Here is a 24,583-nt window from a genome sequence, read left to right as displayed (position 1 = left end):
CGGTGCTCGTTCGGTCGCTTCCTTGATCTGCTTGCTTCTCATTTCCCTCACGATTTCGTAAATCGTGATTGGCTTTTTCTCTATTCAAATAAAGAGAATCACTAAATTAAGCGTTAAACTCAGTCAATTTTGAATTGGTTCAATATCTAGTTTTCAAGGAACAAGGCTACTGACTTCAATCACATCGTGATTTGGCATCGTAGCATTTCTTCATGCTACCTTGCGACGAGCTGAGGATTTGCCTCCTCAAATCACTGCGGCGCAGGAGCAATATACTGAGAGATAATTCTCTCAAAACTAAACAAAGTCAAAAACGTCTTTTATTAAAGCATTAACTGCTTTAATTCATCCTTAGAAAGGAGGTGATCCAGCCGCACCTTCCGATACGGCTACCTTGTTACGACTTCACCCCAATCATCTGTCCCACCTTAGGCGGCTGGCTCCAAAAGGTTACCCCACCGACTTCGGGTGTTACAAACTCTCGTGGTGTGACGGGCGGTGTGTACAAGGCCCGGGAACGTATTCACCGCGGCATGCTGATCCGCGATTACTAGCGATTCCGGCTTCATGCAGGCGAGTTGCAGCCTGCAATCCGAACTGAGAATGGTTTTATGGGATTGGCTAAACCTCGCGGTCTTGCAGCCCTTTGTACCATCCATTGTAGCACGTGTGTAGCCCAGGTCATAAGGGGCATGATGATTTGACGTCATCCCCACCTTCCTCCGGTTTGTCACCGGCAGTCACCTTAGAGTGCCCAACTGAATGCTGGCAACTAAGATCAAGGGTTGCGCTCGTTGCGGGACTTAACCCAACATCTCACGACACGAGCTGACGACAACCATGCACCACCTGTCACTCTGTCCCCCGAAGGGGAAAGTCCTATCTCTAGGATTGTCAGAGGATGTCAAGACCTGGTAAGGTTCTTCGCGTTGCTTCGAATTAAACCACATGCTCCACCGCTTGTGCGGGCCCCCGTCAATTCCTTTGAGTTTCAGCCTTGCGGCCGTACTCCCCAGGCGGAGTGCTTAATGCGTTTGCTGCAGCACTAAAGGGCGGAAACCCTCTAACACTTAGCACTCATCGTTTACGGCGTGGACTACCAGGGTATCTAATCCTGTTCGCTCCCCACGCTTTCGCGCCTCAGCGTCAGTTACAGACCAGAGAGTCGCCTTCGCCACTGGTGTTCCTCCACATCTCTACGCATTTCACCGCTACACGTGGAATTCCACTCTCCTCTTCTGCACTCAAGTCCCCCAGTTTCCAATGACCCTCCACGGTTGAGCCGTGGGCTTTCACATCAGACTTAAAGGACCGCCTGCGCGCGCTTTACGCCCAATAATTCCGGACAACGCTTGCCACCTACGTATTACCGCGGCTGCTGGCACGTAGTTAGCCGTGGCTTTCTGGTTAGGTACCGTCAAGGTACCGGCAGTTACTCCGGTACTTGTTCTTCCCTAACAACAGAGTTTTACGATCCGAAAACCTTCATCACTCACGCGGCGTTGCTCCGTCAGACTTTCGTCCATTGCGGAAGATTCCCTACTGCTGCCTCCCGTAGGAGTCTGGGCCGTGTCTCAGTCCCAGTGTGGCCGATCACCCTCTCAGGTCGGCTACGCATCGTTGCCTTGGTGAGCCATTACCTCACCAACTAGCTAATGCGCCGCGGGCCCATCTGCAAGTGATAGCCGAAACCATCTTTCAGCTTTCCCTCATGAGAGAGAAAGAATTATCCGGTATTAGCTCCGGTTTCCCGAAGTTATCCCAGTCTTACAGGCAGGTTGCCCACGTGTTACTCACCCGTCCGCCGCTAACTTCCCGAGAGAAAGCTCCCGCAAGTTCGCTCGACTTGCATGTATTAGGCACGCCGCCAGCGTTCGTCCTGAGCCAGGATCAAACTCTCCAATAAATTGTGAGTTGATTAGCTCATAAATGTCTTTTTTAAAAAAAGACTAAAAGTTAAACGTTGACGTTTTTGCTTTGTTTAGTTTTCAAAGAACTAACTTGCTACAAAACTTATTATATCAGTTAACTTCGCAGAAGTCAACTTCTATTTTTAAAAAGTTTTTCAAAGCGATTTAAGTTGTTCATGATTGCCAACCAACGCTTCGTTATTACTATACCACCCATTTTCACAGAAGTCAACTTCTGTTTTACTTTTTTTATAAAAAATATCTCCAGATAATATTGTATAAATTAATTCTTAATCGGAGAATTACTATATTACTACCTATTGAAATAAAAGTAAACACAAAAGAAGAATTTTTATTTTTTATTTTTTAATCAAAAATACCTTACAAACTTGCATTTTTATAGATTTTTACTAATTGAGTAAGTTCAGTTCATAAAGAAGTTACTATTACTACTCGTAATACTTAAACTTTTTCTTCATTTTAACCACAAGCAAACTATTCCTTCTTTCACTAAACTCCCCAATAGTTTAATCAGAAACCTTCAAAATTTTATCATCTAAACCTTAGTATTAGTATCCAGCTCCCTGTAAATATGTTTTTTTAAAAAATCTAGACCTGTCAAGAAAGAATGGTGCACGATAACAAAAAACCTTGCATTAGCAAGGTTTTCATTTGTCCTGTAAAGTATTAGTCTTCTTGCATTATTTCATCAAAGGCTGAAGAAACTCTGTCGAATTCCTCATTGCTTTCAATGGCTATGAAATTTCCATCCTGGTTGACTTTTAAAAAGAAAATATCAATGTCTTCCTCGATTTCTTCTTGAAGATCCTCCACAAATCCGAGTGCAACGTAATCTGTCCCTTCCATATTTACCACCGCCAGCACTTCAATTTCCTCGCCCTGGTCATTTGTAAATATTTCACCTACTTCAACGTTTTCCATGAGGTAACCCCTCTCCTTTTTTAATATTGTCTTGCACGAAACTTTGTTTAGAAGGATTCATAATCATTTTATTTCCAAAGTAGATTCTTGAAGGAAATAAAGATTTAAACATTAAACTTAAAATTAATATGTAACAAAATTACATGAAGGTTTGAACTACCACTAACCTGCTCCGCTATCTAAAGAAGAATAAAGCATCCCAATTAAAGCAGAATGCAAATGTTTTTTGTAATGATTCCTTCAAATAATATTGTTTGCCATTAGGTTCATTTAACGCTGTACATTCAATCCTGTTTTTCTTTTATCTGTTCACGGATCCTTTGAAGTTCTTCCAAAGACAGTTCACCTAAAGATTCCCTAATTTCTTCCTCAATTAGTTTCCTGTTGCTTTCTCGATATAGATTCCACCATTCTCGAAGACCTTCCGTCTTTTCCAAAATGTATTGGACATCTATCTCATCTACTTCTTCATCTGACAGATAGTCCAACACTGCTGCTAACATACGAGAAAGGTTACCAACTTCGTCATTGTTTTGTTCATTATTTGGCAAATGAATAATATTTTCCGTATCCATCGCTTCATTTGTCTGTGCAGACCTTCGTGGCATCTTCTCGCTCCTTACTTATCTTAATCATATATATTCTTAGTATAACCATTAAAAATTAATCGCTTAATTTACTTCGGGTAGGTAAATACCTCCATTACCCAGCCCTTTAGGCAGCCATGCAGGACAAAATCAGTCTGCACCACAGAGTATGAAAATAGTTAGGAAGCGCCATAATGGGAGTTCAAAAAAATTTAAGTAACCTGCACCCATAGCGAGTATTGAGGAGAAAATCTTATAAAACTGAGAGAGTTTAAATACAATCTTCCATAAACACCACACTAGCAATACCATATGTATTCAATTTCTCTTTAAATTCTTCCTCCATTAAATGACCCTTAGAGGCCAATAGAGCGCAATTCATATTTTTGAATCGCGCCAAATTATTAAAGATCTTAACTACTTTTTCTTGTTGAATGTTCCAGTTAGTTGAAGAACATCACATAGGTTTCTTCTCCAGGATTCTTTTGATCATTCGGTAATTTGATTAAAATAAAATCATTACTGTTTTTTAGTTTTGCTACGGTGCCTCAAATACTTGACGTAATTCAATTTGACCTTCCCCATGTCCTTGCGGGTCCGGCATCCGCATGGCCCACTCGATGGCTTCTTCCCTCGACTTCACATCAATCAGAATGAATCCGGCAATCAATTCTTTCGATTCCGTAAATGGGCCATTCGTAACAACCGGCTTTTCCCCTGGTTTCGGATACGAAATGCGAATCCCATTTGAACTTGGATGAAGTCCTTTAGCTGCAACTCGCACGCCTGCCTTAACTAATTCCTCATTGTACTTCGTCATGGCTTCAATGAGCTCAGAACTCGGAAGCTTTCCGGCTTCTGAATTCTTCGAGGCTTTGACAATCATCATAAACAGCATAAAAATTTCCTCCCTCTTTTTTAGAGACAAATCCCCTAATTAACTCTTTTTAAATACAACCAACTGGTTTCTACAAAATGGACACATTGATAAAAATCTAAAAATGTGATCGTTGCATAAAATTTTGTTCTTCTCAGTCGATATTAATGTTTAGGTCTTCCTAAGGTTCTATAGTTACAACGGAAACGCCACAATTTTTTGCCTGGCTAACAGCAATCTGTCCAGTGCCAGGTCCGACTTCCAATACCCGCATTCCTGCTTGCAGGTTCCACGCTTTAACTAATGGCAAAGCTATTCTCAATGGAATCAGGTACTAACTGTTGTGGATCTTTAATAAATAATCTTATTTTCTGGAAAAAAACCTGTAACAATCGTTCCCTTGTTAAATAGGTCCAAATATCTTGACTTTTAAAATATATTATTTATTAGGATAATACCAAGCAATTTACCTATTATATATCGGTAGTTTTGATGTTCTTATGCCATTTCCATCCTTAAGTGTCACTTCAGTATAAATTAGAAAATAAGGCTTATATGAAGCCCCATTAGAATGTGGCTTATGCTTATTTATGATCTCTCCAATATTATCATTTGTATATTTCCATCCATCTGTAGGGTTTGTATCACTAAACACTAATATTGGGCCTTCTTCTGACTCCAATCTCAAGCTATAAAATTCTACTTTCTTAGCATTTTCATATTCTAATAATTCAATTTGAAAATAGTCCTCATTGATCACATACCAATCATCTTTAATAACATAATCGGATTTTATGTTATAAATATTTTTCAAATTATCAAAGGTGTCTTTATTATCATCTAATCTGGCGTAGGATGAAAATCTAACCATATCCAGACTTTCTCTTAGTTCTCCTAATTTAGTAGTTTCATCTGAATTAACCTTTTTTAGATGGTTTATCGCTTCATCTTTTTCAGATATATGTTTCTTTAATTCTAAAATCTCATTAGTTAATCGTACTTTTTCTTCATTAAAAGATTCTAAATCTTTATTAGAGCATGCTGAAATTAGCAATAAACCTAAACCTATTAACAATACAATAAATGTTTTTTTCATTTAACCTCCTTTCAACCTCCTTCTGTTATTTGTCGCTCATAATAATAATAGTGTATATTTTATGAATATTATTCAACATTACCATTAAACTTAGAATAGGCTGATAAACATAACTACTCCTTTATTTCAATAAGAAAGAGCTATTATCCTTCTTTCACTAAACTGCCGTTCGAGGAAGAAGAAAAAAAGCCGCCGAAGCAGCTGAAGATTTTAAATTATAGTAACCCGCTACTTGAATAACACATATCAAGCCTTATTAGGTAAATACTACCTATTGAGGTGAAATCAATGATATTAAAATTATTTTTTGCTTTAAATATCTTAACAGCATTCCAACCAAATATTAGTCAAGATATTCCTTCGCAATCACCTAATCCAAGAATTTTAAGTATTAGTACAGACTATCCAAACGATGGAAATTGGATACAGGTACCTAAAGGGACAAAAGAAATAACATTTAAGGTTAAAGCAGCAAACACGGAGTCCGTTTTATATTGGCTAATTCCTACTGGTACTAAAACATGGACAGAAAGAAAACTAATAGGCTATGACATTAAGGAAAATGATACCGATAATAACTTTTCTTTGACCTGGAACATTGATAAGCCATACCTACATGACCATTTACATATTCAAGCAATAGGTGAAGGAATAGTAACAAATGACATAATCTATTTATTAATGAACTAAAGGCTAGTGCTTCTTCACATACTCTATTTGTACGTAAAAAGCTAATTAACCATTGAGCATAATTTAATTAAAAGGCCAATACAAAAAGAAAAAGCGTCATTCTTATTCTGAAATTTCGTCCTTTTCTTGAATAAGAGTAATCAAATGTAATTGATTAAGAAGAATGTTAATAAGATCAATGGAATTTAATAAGGTTATAGTTAGTTCCATTTTTAAAGTACTGAACTCATTCTATTAAATTAAAAAAAGTAAATTAACGGCTGTTACCGGATATTATTTGTTGACATTCACATTTTGGTTTAAGAACAAGATCTGCTTCCTAAACTAATAGGCAAAAAAACCTAGTACTCGGAGTACTAGGTTTAAGAAATGTATTATTCGTTCCCTTTACCATTGTCTTTCTTATTTTCAGCGCCTTTATTTTGGGCGTTTTGTTTCTTTTCATTTTCTTTTTGTTGTTTATCAACTTTCTTTACTTGAGCTTCTTGCTTTTTAGCAACACCTTTTGCCTGACCTTCAGCACGCTTTTCTGCAGCCTTAGCCTTTGCTTCTTCTTTCTTAGCTAATCCTGGAGCAACAACAGTAGTTTCTTTAGGTTCTTCTGCAACTTCAGTCTCAGCTTGTTCGTCTGTTACTGTTTCTTCTACCGCTGTTTCCTCTGTTACTTCTTCTACTACTGTTTCTTCAGTTACGACTTCCTCAACTACTGTTTCCTTTGTTGCTTCTTCTACTGGGGTTTCTTCTGTTGCCGCAGTTTCAGTATCTACTGCTGCTTCTTCCTCAACAATTTTATCATCATCAGTAGTTTCAACTGCGAATTTTGCTGCTTTTGCTTCAAGCTTTGCAAGCTTCTTGTCTAATTTCGCAAAAGACTTTTGAATATTTTTCATTAATGCTAATTGAGCTGTAGGGTTTTTAACATGTGATAATGCTGCAGCTAATGCATCAATGTTTTGAGCAAGTTTCGCTTCTACTTCATCTTCTATCGCTTCATCTTCTGCTGCAGCTTCTTCGCCTTCCGATGTTTCTGTTTCTGTTGTTTCTGTTGTTTCTGTTGTTTCTGTTGTCGTTTCAGTGTCTTCAGCTGCCTGATCTTCAGTCACTTCAGTTTCATCAGCAGCTTCCTCTGTCGCTACTGTATCTTCAACAGCAATTTCTTCTGATTTTGCTAAACTATCAGTAGCTTCCTTTTGAATATTTATTGCCTCTTCTAAAAGTGCTGTTGCCTCTTCAGTTTTTCCCTCTGCAAGCAATGCATTTGCTTCAGCAATACGCTCAGCAGCAAAATCAGCTAAAAGACGAGCTTCCTTGTAATCATCAAATGTAACAGCAAGTCTTATTTTTTCCATCATAATTTTCACAAAGTAGAAGAAATCTCCAGGAACCAAAGCTGGTGCCTCTTCTTGCTCTTGAACCGTTTCTTCTGTTGTTTCTGTGTCATCTGCTTCTTCAGTAGCAGAATTTTCTTCAGTTACCTCTTCCTCTGTTGCATCTTCCTCATCCGTAGTCACTTCTTCCGAAGCTTCATCTTCTGCAGTAGCTTCTTCATCAGCTAAATTTTCTTCTACCGCTGCCGCTTCATCGTTTACATCAACTTCTACTACTTCTTCCGTATCCGGTGTGGTTGGTTCAACTGCATCCTCATTTGCATATGCAGCGCTTGTTCCTAAAGAAGAAAGAATAAGTGCTGATGCTGCTGCACCGCTTATTAGTGATTTTTTAATTTTCATAGTCTGTTTCCTCCTGATCTGATTTTCATAATACCCTTCGACAAAAGCAGACAGGTTTGTGTCGGTATATCTGAAAAAAGTTAATATAATTTTTCGAAATTGGGAATGTGAATTATTTTACAGCAAGACAAAACCTAAGTACAAAGTAATCAGCAATACAAATATATTAAGAAGTTTTCTTGTTTTTATTATCGTAAATTTGCAATTAAGTTAATCCATTTTAAAACCTCTAACAGCATACCCCATGCTAATTAGCATGGGGGTAAAAATAATTGTTTAATTCTTGGTGCAAATATCCCTGCACTAAAAAATATTACAGTAGAGTTGTTTAAATCTTAAAGTTATTTTATAATCATGCCCTTTAACAGAATAACGTAGAAGCTTTTATATTTTCTAAAAATACTTTCCCAATTCATAGCAGCTTATTAAGAAAATCTATGTTTTGGAAGAGAATCAGCCATTCTTATTTTGGCTTTTTATGGCTGACGAATTAGGAACTATGTAGGGATAGACTGAAAAGAGCTGTATCCCAGTTCTTCGAGAAACCAGCCCCCAAAAATAATTGAATTAATCAAGTTTGATACATATATTTCAATATGACGAAGAAGCCTTTTTACCGATAATTTTCCTCCATTTCATAGATAGCTGTTATTTAGGTTCTTTTTTAAAAAAATGAAAGCACCTTCTCTTATTCTCCAAAATGTTCCAATTCAAAAGAAAAGCACTCTTACTGTTTATCTTTTGGCAATGATTGTCGCCACAGTTCACTAAACCTATACAATGAATTTACTTAAATTTAATATTCAGATGATAAGATTGCTTTAGCAACGAATAAGGAGGCAAAAGAAATGAATGTGCGTGCAATATTTATTGATATGGATGGTACACTATTAAAAGCCTCAAACTCCATTTCCAGCCGAAATAAAGAAGCTATTTATAAGCTTGTTAATCAGGGAGTTAAGGTTTTTCTAGCTACTGGTCGGCACTATGACATAACTGTTCCCTACCATAAAGAAATTGGATTACAAACGCCGATAATCTGTTTGAATGGTGCTGCTATTCATGATGCAGAGACAGGAAGCATTATACGTATGAAAACCGTCCGATTAAACGAAGAACGATTTCACAATCTGACTGCTGAACGTCCTTGTAATGTTATTATCCATACAGCAAATGGGATTTATTATAAGGAAACAAATAGAGAAATCGATTATTGGGCAAAAGTTGGACAAATTCCACCGGTGTATATTGGAGATTTAAGACAAGCAAAGTATCAAGATGTTCTTAAATACAGTGTTCGAACAGGTGGACCATGTCCTGAATTATCCTCTTTGTTTAAAAAGGAAGCAGAAGTCATCGATTGGAATGACGGGTTTGAGCTGGTTGCTCCAAATGTGTCCAAATGGTTTGCCATTAAAAGCTTACTTACCGAATTTCGAATGAGTCCAAGTGAAGTTGTAGCCATTGGAGACGGACCGAATGATATAGAGATGCTTCGTCATGCTGGTACTGGTGTGGCCATGGGAAACGCCAGCGAAAAGGTTAAATCATCAGCTAACTTTGTTACTGGACACCACGAAAATGATGGATTAGCTGAGTTTATCGAACGTAATCTTCTTAAATCATCTAAATCCTATGCGATTTAGAGTTTTTTTTATGACTTTTTTGGGACTCCTCTATTCGTTAATTCATAAGGTCCAGCAGGCTTCAACTCGTTGAATAAATTCATGCTCTACTATATATGAAAGATCTTTCGCAATTTGCTGTGGAGCTTTTTTTAATTGTTTAGCTAATACAAAACAAGGGAAATGCATAATCCCCCATTTCTTGTTGAGGAGGAATCTCGAGAATTTTTTCAATCTCCTCGTGAGTTAAAGATGAATCACACTTTTTTTTAATGCGTATTCAATGGATGATATGACAATCTGTTTATATCCTTAAAAATAAAAAACCCCGTCTCCATATATAGAGTCGAGGTATTAATTCGCGGTACCACTCTACTTGCTTACGAATAAGCCAGCTTGAAAAAATAACGGTTATAACCGAGTTAATCTACTAATTTCAATTAACCTTCTCCGAGGTGCGCTTCATAACTAAATTCGTACCAGACTCCCACCAACACTGGCTCGCTCTCAACGAAAATGCAATTACTACTCACCTTAAATTAATCAATGTATCCAAATTGTTATGGCATTAGAAAAAACCTATTAACTCAAATTAAAATAGACGATTTCCCATATATGTCCATCAAGATCTTTAAAGTATCCTGAATATCCCCAATCATATTCCTTTGGCTGATTAGGTAGAAGTGTTGCACCAAATTCTGTTGCATTTTTTAAAATCGAATCAACCTCTTCTTTACTTTCAGCAGCATGGCTCAGAATCACCTTGGAAGACTCTTCGACTGAATTTGATTGATTAAACTCCCTAAGTTCCGAACGAAGATATAGAACTAATGATAGATCGCCTTCCATTTCAAATATAATATGATCTGCACCTTCAACTAACCCTCCAGTTGGTAAACCTAATCCATCTTTATAAAACGCTATCGACTTTTCCAAATCATTAACAGCAAGTGTAATAATATTTATTTTCGGTTTCATATTAAATATCCTCCAACGATAATTTATATTCTGGAAACTATTCTAATTTCTTTAACCGTATTCTGCTGCATTTATACAAGATGCGACTGTTGAATTTTTGCACCAGTTAATTAAGTAAAGTACATCACAAATTGTAGTTTATTATTCGTTAAATGATAACCCTTCTTCTTCTAATGAAGTTCTCAAAATAGGTAAGGAAGATGGCCCAATACCATGAAATTTCAATATTTCTTTTCCAGTGTACTTTGATAGTTCCTTCAAAGTGTCGATCCCTTCGTGAACCAATGCATTTCTTGCAGGTGAACTGAGTTTCGAAAGGAAGCCACTTTTAGGCTTATTCTCTTTATAACAGGTAGGACAACTTGGACACTCACTACTTTTGTAATACTTATGGCCCTATTCACAAACCCTTAAACTTTTTTCTACTTTCAAAATAATCCCCTCCAGACAAATTCTGTATTGAATTTAAACAAAGTATATATTGCAAATTAGTTATACAATCTCGACAAAAACTATGTATGTCCCCATTCAGCAATCCTGCCCCGATAGCTGATTATAGAATAAACCGCCTAGTAGCTACTTATACTTCAACTCTAGCTACCTTTAAGGTTGAGTAAATTTTTTTCAAGAATAATTTTATGTATTCCTTTTTCATCTGTATAAGTATCAATGACATCAAATCCATTTTTTATATTCAAAACTAACATATTACGCCATTTATTCATTGTTTTTGTTTGAACAACACCATTCATAGCGGTAATAATTAATAATTGCGGTTTACTTCCCATTTTGTTAATCAAATCATTAGAATTCCCAAAAATGTCTTTATGTAATTCTACAATGTCACTTAATATATCATCGTCAGGCATTGAATTAAAAATATGGGTATCAAAGTTCATTTGTATTTCACTCCCCTTCCAAAAAATTAATAATACATAATTTATATTTAAAGTATCGTTTTTCTCATTCCAGCTCTGTAGGATGCATTCGTTTTGTCATTCCAGTATTGAATCACTTCGGAAAAAGGGTTAGTATCTTTCTCTGTTGTAGTCTCTGTAGTAATCTCTGGTATTGCTTGTGTCATCCTGCCATCCTGTTCAGCGCAATCTGAAGTTCTGTTTGGCTCAATTTGAGCAGCCGGCTGTTCAATAAGAGCTACATTACGCCCACCCAATTCTGAAAGCTTCTCATATTCGATGCTTTATCACTTGGTCTTATCCATTTGCTCACTGCTTTCAATCTTTATATATGTAAAATTTGAAGAAAAGGATATGGTAAAAAAAAACGCTGGATAACAATTTAAGGGTTCCGTTTTGGGAAAGAAAAGTCATATTGACTACACAAATAACTCCATAAATAACTGGCAATTAGAAGTAGTTTTAACACAAAAAGAAGCACTGTGTTTAATGCTTCTTTTTTTACTAAAAAACATCATTTCCAATTTTAGTCGTTCTCTCTTCCCAATCTCGTGTAATTTTTAAATCTTCGATGGATAATTGCCCCTTTTTCTCAACAACCTCTATCGTTTCATCATCATAAAACTTCAATTTTAGCGTGTAATTCCAATAGTCCGAAAAATCTTTTAATAATTTTTGACCTCCCTTATTAATTCTTTGAGTTTCATATAATACGTTCTTACTTTAAATGAGTTTCATTTTTCTAATAATTTCCCTTTATAATAATATCCATTTACTATCGTAAATAAAATATCCCGTATTTTTAAGGCTGTTTTCTGTAAGATTGTTGCTTTGACTATCAGTTTCTTCCTAATAACCATTCACATGGTTTAACATAATCCAATCACTAAAATGGGTAGTTTTGGTATCGGCAACCATACAAAAGTCTCGGTTAAAGTTCACAATTTTATGCATTTCATTAATTTAAAGCTCTGTATATTATGTATAATGAGGATATAATAATAAATTTTAATCTATCAAAAGAATGAGCATAAAGAGGAGAATACATATATGGAATTTATAGAATTAGCAAAAAGCAGACGTTCTGCTATCAATTTTCAATCGGACGTAAAAATCTCAGCTTCTGAATTACAAGAAATTTTTGAAATCGTTAAAACACATCCTTCTTCATATAACATCCAAACTACCCATTATTATGTTGTCACATCGGAGGAAAAGAAAGCACTTGTCAAGAAAGCCTCATATGAACAGCATAAAACCCTTAGTGCTTCTGCAACGATCATCGTTTGTGGAGATAGTGATGGATACAAGGAAGCCCCTCGATTATATGAAGGTATGAAAATGCTTGGAATTATAGACGAGTTAGAATACAATGATACGATTGAAACAATTAATAAATTATATAGTAATAACCCTACACTAATAGAAGAAGATAATTTACGAAATGCTAGTTTATCTGCAATGCTATTTATGTTAGCTGCCAAAGATAAGGGATGGGATACTTGCCCAATGCATGTGAAAAATGAACACATCATTAAAGAAATTTACAACATTCCAGAGAACCACCAGCCTGTATTAATGATTACATTGGGCAAATCTGTAACAGATAATATAAGACCAAGAGGGTATAGAAAACCTGTTGGTGAGTTTGTTCATTTTGTTGATTAATAACTAATTTATCCTAAAAAATAAGTTTTAATTGAGTTTTCATCCATAATATATGTTTGTAAATACAAGTATTGAATAGTAAAGCAAACTTGCAATTATTGTTGCAATATTCTTTTTGTTTTATTTAGCTTTCGGGTTTCCCAAGAGTCAATTTAATTGCAATATTTTTGCATAATTTTTTAGAAAAAACTAGGAATGTCTATTTCTTGATGGGCATTCTTTTTTATTATTCTGATAAAACGTAATAACCACCAATTTCCATTTAACTTAAGTAATTAACAATTATTCTAATCTTAATTGTCTACTTGAAAATTGTCTTGTTATAAGTGTTGAAAAATTATTTCATATATTCTTCAACTAATTCGTAGCATCTTTCATGATTTTCTCAGTTACTTTACCGTGAAGATTGTAAAAAGACAAATTAGTACTAAATCTTATTAGCTCTAACTAGTATTTCCCCGTTCTAAATTTAGGACGGGGTTAAATAAGCTCTATTGTTTGTCAGCAACGTTTCAGCACTTCTTCTATTTCGGCTGTCAGTTTTTCCGGTTCTGTCTGTGGAGCAAAACGCTTTACCACCTTCCCTTTTCGGTCCACTAGAAATTTTGTGAAATTCCATTTGACCGCCTGCGACCCTAATGCGCCTTTGGCCTCCTTTTTAATGTATTGATAAAGTGGGTCCGCATTCGCACCATTTACGTCTACTTTTGCAAACATTGGAAAGTTCACATTGTAATTCAAATCGCAAAACTGCTGAATTTCCTCGTTCGTTCCTGGTTCTTGTTGACCGAATTGATTACAAGGAAATCCTAGAATCTCCAATCCTAAATCACGGTACTTATCATACAGCGTTTGTAACCCCTTATACTGTGGGGTGAAGCCACACTTGCTCGCCGTATTGACGATAAGAACGACTTTTCCTTCGTAACGAGACAACGGCTCTGTTTGACCATCGATTTTTTTTACAGTAAAGTCATACACGCTCATTTTTTTCACATCCCTTTCAAGATATCCATTAATTGCACTAATCCTTTAGACATCATCTTTTAGCGAGTTTAGCATTCCTTCAGAATCACATCTAAATATTAATATATATTCCGATTTCAGAAATCTTACTTGATCACCATTCAACGTTAAGGTAACTAATATACAAAGCAAGCCTTAAGAAATCCAATGGACTTCTTAAAAATAATTATGTAACTGTAAAATCTCTTGAAATATTATGTCTGATAGCATTTAAGTTACCGATTAATTTTCACAATTTTAATATGAAGAGAGAGGCCCTCCATTTCTGGACAGCCCCCTTACGCTAATGATAAAACTGCTAGTAAAACTCTTTATCTTTTCATTAGTTACTATCTTTGCTTCACAGGAAGTTTCTCCAAATATGAAGCGACTTTCAATCTTTGAATATTATGCGAATACGGCAATTTTACGAGCAATAGATTCTGTTAAACGAGAGGCTACTTTAGGAACAGCCCATTTAATAATTGGTGTTAACACCGCACCTGATAATCCGCCTGCATGGACTTCTACGGTACATGTCATGATTGTCATACCATTCCTATCTTCTGCAGTAAAATTTTATACAATCTTCGCATAAAAATTCTTGAAGCCGAAGAAATAGTTTTCTTAGTGTGAATGCACAACATATGAAAGCAGTTCCTGGCCGTAAAACAGATGTGAAAGATGCAGAATGGATAGTTTAATCAAATAATGTTTCCTTTTCAGGGGTCCGCAAAAATTCAAAGAGAGTATTAATTTGTGACTCGGTATTTCTGTTAGTAGAAAGCTGCGGTAAATTGTGTTGCGAAAAAAATTGAATGTTATTTGTTTCAATACCGATAGTAGCTTCCCCTCCAATAATCTCGCACAAAATAAATATCTTATAGTAGTGATATGGTTCCGGAGGATGTGGGTGTTTATTTTTATCCAATAAAGCAATTAATTTGATTGGGATTACGTCATAACCAGATTCCTCTTTAATTTCCTTTACTACATTCTCTGAAGGGGATAATCCAATATCACAAAACCCACCTGGTAAAGCCCACTTATCATCAATATTTTCTTTTACCATTAAAATCTGATTGTTTTTAAAAACAACACCACGAACATCTACTTTTGGAGTTTGGTAACCCGTTTCATTCGCAAATAAATCCCTAAGCTTGTTCATTTCAAGTTCTGTGTATTCTGACATAATTTCTAAACTAATCTTACGTAATTCCTTATAACGCTCGATATCATATATATCTTTGGAAAAGGATAATCCTGCCTGAGATATTGCTTGAATTCTTTTAGCCCACTCCAACCATTGATTACTCATATGCTCCCTACCTTAAATAAACTTTTAAATTCCATTACACTTTTTAATATTAAATCTGGTTGTTCGCTAAAGGCTGATGTTTGGTATTCAGGTAACCACTGGACACCAATTGTAAAAACATCAGCTTGTGCACCTGCAACTATATCAGCATCACTATCTCCAATATAAATCGCTTCAGAAGGACCAAACATTTCTTTAATTTCATTTGAACTAAGATCCGTATTATCATATTCTTTAAATACATTTTGAAAAGCATAAAAACAAATTGGTAATGTATTCGCAAATGTCCCATCAAAATCAAACACTATAGCTTTCATAATTAGCTCCCTTCAGTTGCTTAATCACTGAAACTGCATGATAGTCATAAATAATCTTAATTTTTTTATATTAAGTTTCCTAATAGTTATTCCACATTTACCCATTAAATCCTTCTTCAACTCCCTCAGCTTCGATAGTTCAATATCCTTAACAAAAAAGAGCGTGAATCCTTCTTGGATTAACGCCCCTGTTAGCTTTATAAAATTCTATATCTCTGAGATAAGGTTAAAAGTGATATTCACGTCATCAATATCATCTGCGTTAGATACCATTTCAAATATCCTGCAATTACCGCATTTTTTACATTCAAACATATATCTTACTTCTTCGTTATATTACCAAGCGTTTTCTGCACTATCAAATTCTGTTTTAAGTGTGCTTTTAAACCATTGATTATCGAAACATATATCACATTTTAATTCTTTACCCCATATTTTTACTGCATTTAGCATAAAAAAGATACCTTACTTTTTACCACGGGTTTAATCGTCTATTACAGCTTTTCCTTGTTCACGTAACGTTTTTAAAGATGACAGCATATGATTTATTTCTTCATCGGAATGCCTTTCCCATGAACCTAGTTCGGCTATTATTTTCAAAGGAGATTTTGACCTATAAGAACGTGTTGGGTTTCCAGAAAATCTTTTGTTAGTTAAGTTCGGATCATTTTCAAAATCACCTAATGGTTCTACAATATAAATTCTTTCCTTTGATTTAGATGTTGCTAATTCAGCACCCCATTTAGCAGCATCTAATGTTGCAGTAAAATATATATAGTTAGATTTTTTATCTTGATAATTTGATAAGTGTTGTGGTTCTAATAAATCTCCAATTTTTAGTTCCGCTTTAGTGCCATGGAAAAATGGGCCGTTATCTAAGACATCTTTTTTGTCACTCATACTGATACACCTCATATTTTTTGATTTGTGTATAACATTATAGTATAGAATTACAGAAAGAGTAGTCTATAAATAATTGATAAATAATAGTATAATATAGGTAGAGATAATGATATTACATATTTTTACGTTTTTAATTGGCAATCAAGATTTTGATTGCTGAGGATTTTATGGACTGGCATATGGTTTTGTATTTTCAAGTAATCTTTTGAGTTAATAAAAAATAAAAAATCCCGATAATTTTCTCAATTTGAAGAGAAAATCGGGATTTTTTAATTGATTGTGAAAGTAATATTGTTTTAAAAGAATGTGGGGTTTTAATATTTGTACCTAATTAAACCCAAGTATACATATACTTCTCATCTTCAATGGCTAAAGCTTGTTTTACCACTCGGAGAGGCTTAAATGTATCAATCATAACTGCCAATTCCAGTGTTTCCTTCTTCCCGATACTTGCTTCTGTCGTACCTGGATGGGGACCATGAGGAATCCCGCTCGGATGAAGAGTAATCGATTCCTTATTAATCCCCTTCCTGCTCATGAAATTCCCTTCTACATAGTATAGCAATTCATCGCTATTTACATTGCTGTGATAATAGGGTGCGGGAATCGCTTCAGGATGATAGTCGAATAATCTTGGCACGAAGGAACAAACAACAAAATTGTGTCCTTCAAAGGTTTGATGAACTGGTGGCGGCTGATGCACTCTTCCCGTTATCGGCTCGAAATCTTCTACATTAAATGCCCATGGATAAAGATAGCCGTCCCACCCAACAACATCTAAAGGGTGATGATTTAATATATGAGAATGAAGGTAGCCCCTCGTCTTTGTAATAACTTCAAATTCTCCCTTTTCATCAAAAGTTGCTAAAAACTCTGGCCCCCTAATGTCACGCTCACAAAATGGACTATGCTCCAATAATTGCCCAAACTCATTCCGGTATCTTCGCGGTGTAACAATTTGGCTAAAAGACTCGACAATTAGTGCCTTTGTTTCCTCATTTTCATCCGGAATTACCCGGTAAATGGTACCAATTGGGATCATCACATAATCTCCTGGACGATAGGTAATCGTTCCAAACATTGTCTCAATAACCCCTGAACCGTAATGAATAAAAAGCATTTCATCTCCATCGCCATTTCGATAGAAGCTTTTCATCGGCTGATTTATTTTTGCCGTGCCGATGAGCAAATCATCGTTCCCTAATAAATATTCCCTCGCTTGCAGTGCATCCCCTTTTTTCTGAAGCTTATCTGTCATCAAATGCCGGTGCTTTAATGGTGCCTGATCCTCATACTCTGGCAAATATTTGCCGATTAGTTCCGAACGGACTACTTCTGTCGGCATGTAATGATGATAAAGAATTGATTGAGTGCCGGAAAAACCTTTTGTTCCCATAACTTGTTCTCTGAATAGACTGCCGTCTTCTTTTTTAAACATCGTGTGGCGCTTGTGAGGGATTTTCCCCATCTGCCTGTAAAACATTGTTCCACCTCACTTTATAAGATAATGTTTTTTAAAGCACCGAGTGCGGTTATTTCTAGTTCGACTTCATCACCAGGCTCCAGCCAGCGGTGGACATCTGTTCCGAGCTCTAATATACAGCCGCTCCCCACTGTTCCAGAACCAATTAAGTCACCAGGATACAGGGTTACTCCGTCTGATGCCCTTTCAATCATTTCAGCAAATGAATAATAAATATCACTCATATTCCCTTCTGAAAGCAGAACATTATTCACCATCGCTGTCATCGTTAAGTCATACCCATTTTCAACGCGGTACTTTTCTAATTCATCCTTAGTAACAATGTAAGGACCTATCGATGTTGCAAAGTCCTTTCCTTTCGCAGGACCTAGTCCAACCTTCATTTCTTTTCTCTGAATATCTCGAGCACTCCAGTCGTTTAAAATGCAATAGCCAAAAATATAATCATCCGCATTCTTAGCCTCAATGTCCGTTCCTTCCTTCCCAATCACGCAAGCAATTTCCAATTCATAATCAAGCCAATGACAATGTTTTGGTCTAGTGATCATTTCATTCGGCCCTTTAATGGCTAAATGATTAGAAAAGTAAAAGACGGGAATATCATACCATTCTGGAATCATTTCTAGACCGCGATTTTCTCTAGCGGTTTTTACATGTTCTTCAAATGCATAAAAATCTCGAAAGCTTTTAGGGTTTGGCAGCGGCGCTTTAAGTATCACTTTTTCAAGGGGATACACGCCATAATCTGTAGTTATCATTGTAGAAATATAATTTAGGAAGAATGGATGGTTTTCCAAAAAAGAAAGCATATCTTTAGGCAGTACTCCTTTTGAAGCTTCATGCATATCCATCACATGGCTATGCCCAATCATCCAGCCCGCTCTAATACAACCGTCCTCTTTTTGAAAGGTTACAAATTTCATATCATCACCCTGGATTTATTTTACGGATTAATTCAAACATATCTGCCAATGGCTTCGTATACAATTGACCTGCAAGCCGGCCGATAGGCTTTAATTTCTCCGAGTTTATTCTTCCCTTTTCATAGAGTTCATCGGCAACATGAACATGCTCAACCTTTCCAATGACTAGACTGCCAGATCCTGCCTGTTCGCCAAAGTGAAGAGCTTCGTACAGCGTACATTCAAGGTGGATCTTTGACTCTCCTATTCTTGGAGGCTTTACACTATGGCTTTTTAATTTCGTAAGGCCCGCTACTTCCATTTCGTCTATCTCAGAAGGAAACTCAGTTGCACACATATTCATCTTTTCCACAAAATCTTCGCTGACAATATTAATAACGAAATCTTTTGTAGTTTCAATGTTTGTAAGTGTGTCTTTTTTTGCTCCGTCCGTCCCTCTTCTCATCGGCGAGAAGCAAATCAGCAAAGGGTCTGCACAGATGGCTGTGAAGAAGCTAAATGGAGCTGCATTGACAATTCCTTTATCATCAATCGTTGTAACAAATGCAATTGGGCGCGGTAAAATAGAACCAACTAATAGCTTATATGCCTCTCTCCAATCAAGATTACCTGGTGATATTTCCACCCTCACACCGCCCATCATTTATTATTTGGCTAAGGACATGCAGGAAAGCTTCATTATCGCTCCTTGTACCTAAAGTGATTCTAAATGCGTCAGTGTAGCCGCTGAGCTTCATTGGCCGGACAAGAAAACCATTCGAAATTAACTTTTTCGAAATGGGATGCTGGCTGTAAACGAATAGAAAATTTGCTTCGGAAGGAAAAAATTCTATTTCAAAATTACGGAGCCCATCAGAGACAAATTTTCTTTCCACAGCATTTTTTTCAGCACATACCGTGATAAACTCGCGGTCTTTAAGTGCCTGAACAGCAGCTGCCTGCGCCAGCACGTTTACATTAAACACTTCCCTTACTTTATGCAGTTCTTTTACAATGGAAGGATGCATCATTCCGTAGCCGACACGCAGCCCAGCAAGCCCATATATTTTCGAAAAGGTCCTTAAAATAATTAAATTCGGATGGTTACTCAGAAGAGGGATGGATTGTAAATAATCCTGGGATGTCACATATTCGTAATAAGCCTCATCTAGAACAATCAGGATATTTTCCGGAATGTTTTCAATAAAGTTATTTAATTCCTCATTTCCTACAATTGTTCCTGTAGGATTATTAGGGTTGCAAATAAAGATTATTTTAGTTTTTGGTGTAATCATATTAAGCATAGCTGTTAAATGATGAACTCCGTTTGCCAAAGGGACTTTGACCGATGTCCCGCCCTCTATCACAACATTCGTTTCATATCGGGGAAAGGTGATATCAGCCATTATAGCCTCATCACCTTTATTGATATAAGCTCGGGTAAGCATTCTAATAATTTCGTCTGATCCGTTGCCAGCAATAAGCTGATCCTCCTCAACGTGGTAAAAATTAGCGAGCCTGCTTACTAACTCAGAGGTATTTCCGTCAGGATATAAATGAAGCGTTTGCAGATGCTGATAGATAGCCTCTTTTACCTTTGGCGGGCACCCATAAACGTTTTCATTATCAGACATTTTCCATACTCTATTAAGACTGTACTTCTCTTTTATTTCCTTTTGCGAAAGTCCAAGGGGATATGATTGAATTTCTTCTAGTATACTTTTTGTTTTGATTTTGACCATAAAGTTATAGATTACCTCTTCTTTCCTGCTCTCGTTCAATGGATTCAAACAAAGCCTTGAAATTCCCTTCACCAAATCCTCTTGCGCCTTTACGCTGGATTACTTCAATAAATAATGTTGGTCTATCAACAACTGGCTTCGTAAAGATTTGCAGTAAATAACCCTCATCATCACGATCTACTAAAATGCTTAATTCTTTCAGCTTTTCAATTTCCTCATCAATTTTTCCAACACGCTTTGATAAAGCCTCATCATAATACGCGGCAGGTGTATTCAAGAATTCTACTCCATTTTTGCGAAGGATGCTGACCGTACTGACAATATCTTCTGTAAGAAGCGCCAGATGCTGAACACCAGGTCCATTGTAAAATTCTAGATACTCTTCAATTTGTGATTTTCGTTTTCCTTCAGCTGGCTCGTTGATCGGGAATTTAATACGGCCGCCATTATGCATGACCTTTGACATTAGTGCAGAATATTCCGTGCTAATATCTTTGTCCGTGAAGTGTGTCATCTCTTTAAAGCCCATAACATTTGCATAATAATTAACCCATTCTTCCATACTTTCGACATTGCCGACCACATGGTCAATTCCAATAAAGCCGGCATCTTCAAATGGTATGTTCATAGCAAATGGCTCGTAGCCTGGCATGAAAACCCCTGTATAGTTATTCCGTTCTACTAATGTGTGGATCGTATCTCCATATGTTCCGATAACTGCCTTTTTTACAGTACCATGATCATCTTTGATTTCGAACGGAGGCATAATTTCAATGGCCCCTCTTGAAACAGCTTCTTTATATGCTTTCTCCACATCATCTACCGTTAAAGCAACATCCTTTACTCCGTCTCCATGCTTTTTCACAAAAGAAGAGACTCTGCTCGATTCAGTTAAGGATCCTGTAATGACTAGACGGATCTTTCTTTGCTGAAGAACATAGGAAACAGTTTCTCTATTGCCTGTCTCCAGTCCAGAATATGCCACAGGTTTAAAGCCAAAGGCAGAGCAAAAAAAGTAACAGGATTGTTTGGCGTTACCTGTGTAAATTTCTAAATAATCAACTTCCTTAACAGGAAAAAAATCCTCCACTTTTTCCTTGCTTGCCGTTATTTTTTCTTTCATTTTAGCTCCCCCTAATTGTAAAAATTAATAATATTCTGAATTAATATTATATGGATAGTGCCAATGTTCTCAAGAGTACAAGTTAAAGCTATAATGCACATCTGCATTAAAGTAATATACGATTTAAACCTTTATTTTTTTCCTCATATTTGGAGGTAGATGGATGGCTTGGTTCTTTATTGCTTCTACTGCTTCTAGTAACCCCTCGTTTATGCTTGGATGCGGGTATAGCGGAAACAGCAAATCCTCGTCTCTTGCTGCCATCTCTAGCGACAGCACTCCGCTGGAAATTAGTTCAACGGCCCCATACCCAATGATGTGTATGCCAAGTAAAAGATCATTATCTTTATCAAATATTACTTTAATCAATCCATCTTTTTTTCCAAGGATGGCGGCATAGCCATTTCCTGAAAGCGGGAATTGCGCTGTTTCAACTGAGTGCCCTTGCTTAATAGCTTCTTCCTCAGTTAAACCCACATAGGCAATCGGAGGGCTAGTATGAGCAATGACTGGCAGAAAACGCAAATCTGCTTCAGCCTTTATACCTGTGATTGCTTCCGCAGCTGTCTTGCCCTGCTTAATGGCTTTAATGGCTAAACTTGGTCCTTCTGTCACATCGCCAATCGCAAATATATGATTCTTTGAAGTACGGCACTCGTGATTAACGACAATGAATCCGCTCTTTGTCGTTTCAACACCTATACGATTTATTCCTAAATGATTAGTGTTTGGGGTATTGCTGCCAGAAACAAATAAATGCGAACCCTTTAATTCCTCTGTGCCTGTCTTATTTTTAATAAAAATGGTTACTCCCTCATCCTTAGTATATGCTTCTGAAATGAAGTTGTTTTTGAGGATCCCTATCTGTTTTTTCTTTAATATTCGCATGAGCTCACGGTTAATGGATGAATCAAACATGAAATCATCGTGTTCATTTATAAGTACAACTTCAGAGCCAATAGAGTTATAGGCCATGGCGATTTCTAACGCAATATAGTCATGACCATAAACGAAAAGCTTTTCGGGCACTACTTTAAGATTAGTGATCGACCAGGAATTTAGAACTCTCTCATGATCAATCTTTATGCCCTCCGGTGATTTCGGATAGCCTCCAGTCGCGATGATTGCATGATTAAAACGATAAATATCATATTGATCCCCATTTTCAACACCAATCCGTTCTTCTGAAAGAAAAAACGCGGATCCTTTTATAATTTCAATTTTATTCGCTTTACATAAGGATAGGACGCCATCTCGAAGCTGGGTAATCGTTTTATTTTTGTAAGCTTGTAGTTTATCCATATTAAACTTAATACTATTAATCTCTATTCCTAGTTGATCTATTTCCTTAAATGAGGCAAATTCAGCGGCGCCATGGGTCAGGACTTTAGACGGGATACAGCCTTTATTTAGGCATACACCTCCAAGCTCCCCCTTTTCAATTAGGGTAACAGATTGCCCAAGCTGAGCAGCTCGAATAGCCGCATGATATCCTCCTGGTCCACCGCCAATAATTACTAAATCACGTTCATGGGCAAGGTCGCCGACAACCATCTAAACCAACTCCAGCAAAAGCATTTTTGGATTTTGAATGAATTGTGCAAATCTGTTTGTAAAACGGACAGCACTCGCCCCGTCTGCCACCCGATGATCGAAGGACATTGAAATATTCATGATAGACCGGATCACAATTTGATCATCCTCTGTCACTACAGGCATTTTCTTCGTCTTATGGAAGGATACAAGCGCCACTTCAGGATGCTGAATAATCGGCGTTGCCCCAAAGCTTCCACCAAGGGGGCCAACATTACTAATCGTAAACGTTCCGCCTGTTATATCCTTCATGCTTAATTTATTGGCTAATGCTTTTTCCGTAACTATTTTCATTTCGTCATGAATGGCTCGTATTGATTTTTTCTCCACATGGCGAAGCACGGGAACGATAAGACCATCTTCCGCATCCACCGCCATTCCGATATGATGTTCTTTTAGAAGATGAATCACCTCATTTTCCTCGTCAAGCCGAGCATTAAAAATCGGAAATTCCGTAAGACATACAGACAAAGCCTTTATGAAAAAGGCAGTTGCTGTAATCGTTTGATTGATATTCTTTAATTCCGCTCGAAATTGAATCAGTTCCGTAACATCTACTTCTTCAAAATGAGTACAATGGGGAATCGTATTTAAGGATTGAACCATTTTTTTCGCGATTTGCTTTCTTCTGCCTCTGAAAGGAATGGTGTCTGATTTTAATGGGGGTAGTTCTGCAGGTGCGATTGTCGTATTTCTTGTGGGCTGGCTGTTTCTCTCCGAATCCTGTTGTTGTGAAGAAGCCATTAATTGATAAATATCTTCATCAGTAATTCTTCCGGCTGGACCAGACCCCTTAACAACTTCAATATTTATCCCGTTTTCTCTCGCAATTTTCCTTGTATACGGTGATGCGAGAATACGTTTTTTATAATCTTTTACATTCGTCATAGAATGATCAACTGTCATTGTAGCGGGTGATATCGGTTGTTTATTTAAGCTGCCTTCTTCTTCCAAGATTAATAAAGTTGTTCCAACAGGAACGGTCTGCCCGATTTCTACTTTAAACTCTCGAATATACCCAGTGCGCGGGGCAGGAATTTCCGCAGTCATTTTGTCTGTTTGTATTTCAATGATAGGTTCATCGGCTCGGACAAAATCACCTGCCTTTACTAAAAAGCAATTAATGTCTGCTTCGGTCATTCCTTCTCCAATATCATGTAATTTGACTTCCATTCCT

At 36.8% G+C, this 24,583-nt stretch carries 25 protein-coding genes, 1 rRNA gene, 1 pseudogene and 1 other annotated feature; of the genes and pseudogenes, 3 read left to right on the top strand and 24 right to left on the bottom strand.

Features of this window, described 5'->3' with window-relative positions; all coding sequences use genetic code 11:
* Positions 1 to 355: 355 nt before the first annotated feature.
* The 5 genes from RRV45_RS10220 to RRV45_RS10200 form a co-directional block, all read right to left on the bottom strand.
* Positions 356 to 1,906: ribosomal RNA gene (locus RRV45_RS10220) — 16S ribosomal RNA — on the bottom strand.
* 691 nt (positions 1,907 to 2,597) lie between these two features.
* Positions 2,598 to 2,852, bottom strand: coding sequence for a DUF1292 domain-containing protein (locus RRV45_RS10215; protein WP_315668711.1), 255 nt, complete (start codon positions 2,850 to 2,852; stop codon positions 2,598 to 2,600).
* Positions 2,853 to 3,136: 284 nt separating this feature from the next.
* Positions 3,137 to 3,460 carry a hypothetical protein gene (locus RRV45_RS10210; RefSeq protein ID WP_315668710.1) on the bottom strand — a complete coding sequence of 108 codons (324 nt, stop codon included), beginning with the start codon at positions 3,458 to 3,460 and terminating at the stop codon, positions 3,137 to 3,139.
* A 517-nt stretch (positions 3,461 to 3,977) separates the two neighbouring features.
* Positions 3,978 to 4,337 (bottom strand): YciI family protein, encoded by a 360-nt coding sequence (locus RRV45_RS10205; protein WP_315668709.1) that lies wholly within the window; start codon positions 4,335 to 4,337, stop codon positions 3,978 to 3,980.
* Between the two features lie 445 nt (positions 4,338 to 4,782).
* Positions 4,783 to 5,412, bottom strand: coding sequence for a hypothetical protein (locus RRV45_RS10200; RefSeq protein ID WP_315668708.1), 630 nt, complete (start codon positions 5,410 to 5,412; stop codon positions 4,783 to 4,785).
* A 288-nt stretch (positions 5,413 to 5,700) separates the two neighbouring features.
* On the opposite strand from RRV45_RS10200, the gene RRV45_RS10195 reads away from it, so the two are divergent.
* Entirely contained in the window at positions 5,701 to 6,102 is a 402-nt protein-coding gene (locus tag RRV45_RS10195) for a hypothetical protein (protein WP_315668707.1), read from the top strand.
* A 374-nt stretch (positions 6,103 to 6,476) separates the two neighbouring features.
* Here the strand turns inward: RRV45_RS10195 and RRV45_RS10190 are convergent, their stop codons facing one another.
* Positions 6,477 to 7,832: a DUF5667 domain-containing protein gene (locus RRV45_RS10190; RefSeq protein ID WP_315668706.1), complete on the bottom strand. Its 1,356-nt coding sequence runs from the start codon at positions 7,830 to 7,832 to the stop codon at positions 6,477 to 6,479.
* Between the two features lie 848 nt (positions 7,833 to 8,680).
* Between RRV45_RS10190 and RRV45_RS10185 the strand changes: the two genes are divergently transcribed.
* On the top strand, positions 8,681 to 9,478 hold the full coding sequence (locus RRV45_RS10185) for an HAD family hydrolase (protein ID WP_315668704.1): 798 nt from the start codon (positions 8,681 to 8,683) through the stop codon (positions 9,476 to 9,478).
* A 42-nt stretch (positions 9,479 to 9,520) separates the two neighbouring features.
* Here RRV45_RS10185 and RRV45_RS10180 read toward each other — a convergent pair whose 3' ends face one another.
* From RRV45_RS10180 to RRV45_RS10155, 6 genes and pseudogenes are all read right to left on the bottom strand, one after another.
* A complete protein-coding gene (locus RRV45_RS10180) occupies positions 9,521 to 9,646 on the bottom strand; it encodes a hypothetical protein (RefSeq protein WP_315668703.1) in 126 nt (41 codons plus the stop codon).
* 150 nt (positions 9,647 to 9,796) lie between these two features.
* Positions 9,797 to 10,001 (bottom strand) — a binding site (T-box leader).
* Positions 10,002 to 10,039: 38 nt separating this feature from the next.
* A complete protein-coding gene (locus RRV45_RS10175) occupies positions 10,040 to 10,435 on the bottom strand; it encodes a VOC family protein (protein ID WP_315668701.1) in 396 nt (131 codons plus the stop codon).
* 141 nt (positions 10,436 to 10,576) lie between these two features.
* Positions 10,577 to 10,867: pseudogene (locus RRV45_RS10170) on the bottom strand (RNA polymerase alpha subunit C-terminal domain-containing protein).
* Positions 10,868 to 11,028: 161 nt separating this feature from the next.
* Positions 11,029 to 11,334, bottom strand: a complete 306-nt coding sequence (locus tag RRV45_RS10165) for a hypothetical protein (RefSeq protein ID WP_315668700.1) — start codon at positions 11,332 to 11,334, stop codon at positions 11,029 to 11,031.
* A 47-nt stretch (positions 11,335 to 11,381) separates the two neighbouring features.
* Positions 11,382 to 11,609 carry a hypothetical protein gene (locus RRV45_RS10160; protein WP_315668699.1) on the bottom strand — a complete coding sequence of 76 codons (228 nt, stop codon included), beginning with the start codon at positions 11,607 to 11,609 and terminating at the stop codon, positions 11,382 to 11,384.
* A gap of 247 nt (positions 11,610 to 11,856) precedes the next feature.
* Complete coding sequence (locus tag RRV45_RS10155) at positions 11,857 to 11,982, bottom strand: hypothetical protein (RefSeq protein ID WP_315668698.1); 126 nt, start codon at positions 11,980 to 11,982, stop codon at positions 11,857 to 11,859.
* A gap of 420 nt (positions 11,983 to 12,402) precedes the next feature.
* Here RRV45_RS10155 and RRV45_RS10150 point away from each other — a divergent pair, with 420 nt between their 5' ends.
* Positions 12,403 to 13,020: a nitroreductase family protein gene (locus RRV45_RS10150; protein WP_315668697.1), complete on the top strand. Its 618-nt coding sequence runs from the start codon at positions 12,403 to 12,405 to the stop codon at positions 13,018 to 13,020.
* A 501-nt stretch (positions 13,021 to 13,521) separates the two neighbouring features.
* Here RRV45_RS10150 and RRV45_RS10145 read toward each other — a convergent pair.
* The 12 genes from RRV45_RS10145 to RRV45_RS10090 all read right to left on the bottom strand — a co-directional run bounded on the left by RRV45_RS10145 (position 13,522) and on the right by RRV45_RS10090 (position 24,579).
* On the bottom strand, positions 13,522 to 14,007 hold the full coding sequence (locus RRV45_RS10145) for a glutathione peroxidase (protein ID WP_315668696.1): 486 nt from the start codon (positions 14,005 to 14,007) through the stop codon (positions 13,522 to 13,524).
* Between the two features lie 426 nt (positions 14,008 to 14,433).
* The gene (locus RRV45_RS10140) at positions 14,434 to 14,577 is read right to left on the bottom strand and encodes a hypothetical protein (RefSeq protein ID WP_315669132.1); all 144 of its coding nucleotides are present in this window, start codon (positions 14,575 to 14,577) and stop codon (positions 14,434 to 14,436) included.
* Positions 14,578 to 14,725: 148 nt separating this feature from the next.
* Complete coding sequence (locus RRV45_RS10135; RefSeq protein ID WP_315668694.1) at positions 14,726 to 15,343, bottom strand: NUDIX hydrolase; 618 nt, start codon at positions 15,341 to 15,343, stop codon at positions 14,726 to 14,728.
* Positions 15,340 to 15,663 carry an HAD hydrolase-like protein gene (locus RRV45_RS10130; RefSeq protein WP_315668998.1) on the bottom strand — a complete coding sequence of 108 codons (324 nt, stop codon included), beginning with the start codon at positions 15,661 to 15,663 and terminating at the stop codon, positions 15,340 to 15,342. The genes RRV45_RS10135 and RRV45_RS10130 overlap by 4 nt, the downstream gene beginning before the upstream one ends.
* Before the next feature lie 480 nt (positions 15,664 to 16,143).
* Entirely contained in the window at positions 16,144 to 16,560 is a 417-nt protein-coding gene (arr, locus tag RRV45_RS10125) for an NAD(+)--rifampin ADP-ribosyltransferase (protein WP_315668693.1), read from the bottom strand.
* A gap of 334 nt (positions 16,561 to 16,894) precedes the next feature.
* Positions 16,895 to 18,046, bottom strand: coding sequence for a homogentisate 1,2-dioxygenase (locus RRV45_RS10120; protein WP_315668691.1), 1,152 nt, complete (start codon positions 18,044 to 18,046; stop codon positions 16,895 to 16,897).
* Between the two features lie 14 nt (positions 18,047 to 18,060).
* Complete coding sequence (locus RRV45_RS10115; RefSeq protein WP_315668690.1) at positions 18,061 to 18,969, bottom strand: fumarylacetoacetate hydrolase family protein; 909 nt, start codon at positions 18,967 to 18,969, stop codon at positions 18,061 to 18,063.
* A gap of 4 nt (positions 18,970 to 18,973) precedes the next feature.
* Positions 18,974 to 19,594 (bottom strand): flavin reductase family protein, encoded by a 621-nt coding sequence (locus RRV45_RS10110; RefSeq protein WP_315668689.1) that lies wholly within the window; start codon positions 19,592 to 19,594, stop codon positions 18,974 to 18,976.
* Positions 19,575 to 20,762 carry a histidinol-phosphate transaminase gene (hisC, locus tag RRV45_RS10105; protein ID WP_315668688.1) on the bottom strand — a complete coding sequence of 396 codons (1,188 nt, stop codon included), beginning with the start codon at positions 20,760 to 20,762 and terminating at the stop codon, positions 19,575 to 19,577. Before hisC ends, RRV45_RS10110 begins: the two co-directional genes overlap by 20 nt.
* A complete protein-coding gene (gene hppD, locus RRV45_RS10100; protein WP_315668687.1) occupies positions 20,695 to 21,813 on the bottom strand; it encodes a 4-hydroxyphenylpyruvate dioxygenase in 1,119 nt (372 codons plus the stop codon). Before hppD ends, hisC begins: the two co-directional genes overlap by 68 nt.
* Positions 21,814 to 21,936: 123 nt before the next feature.
* Positions 21,937 to 23,367 carry a dihydrolipoyl dehydrogenase gene (gene lpdA, locus RRV45_RS10095; RefSeq protein WP_315668686.1) on the bottom strand — a complete coding sequence of 477 codons (1,431 nt, stop codon included), beginning with the start codon at positions 23,365 to 23,367 and terminating at the stop codon, positions 21,937 to 21,939.
* Positions 23,368 to 24,579: a dihydrolipoamide acetyltransferase family protein gene (locus tag RRV45_RS10090; RefSeq protein WP_315668685.1), complete on the bottom strand. Its 1,212-nt coding sequence runs from the start codon at positions 24,577 to 24,579 to the stop codon at positions 23,368 to 23,370.
* Positions 24,580 to 24,583 lie beyond the last annotated feature (4 nt).

It is taken from the genome of Bacillus sp. DTU_2020_1000418_1_SI_GHA_SEK_038 (assembly GCF_032341175.1).
In the GTDB taxonomy this organism is placed as follows: Bacteria; Bacillota; Bacilli; order Bacillales; family Cytobacillaceae; genus Cytobacillus.
The sequence above is the reverse complement of the archived record's forward strand: the minus strand, read 5'-3'. Positions and strand labels throughout refer to the sequence as shown.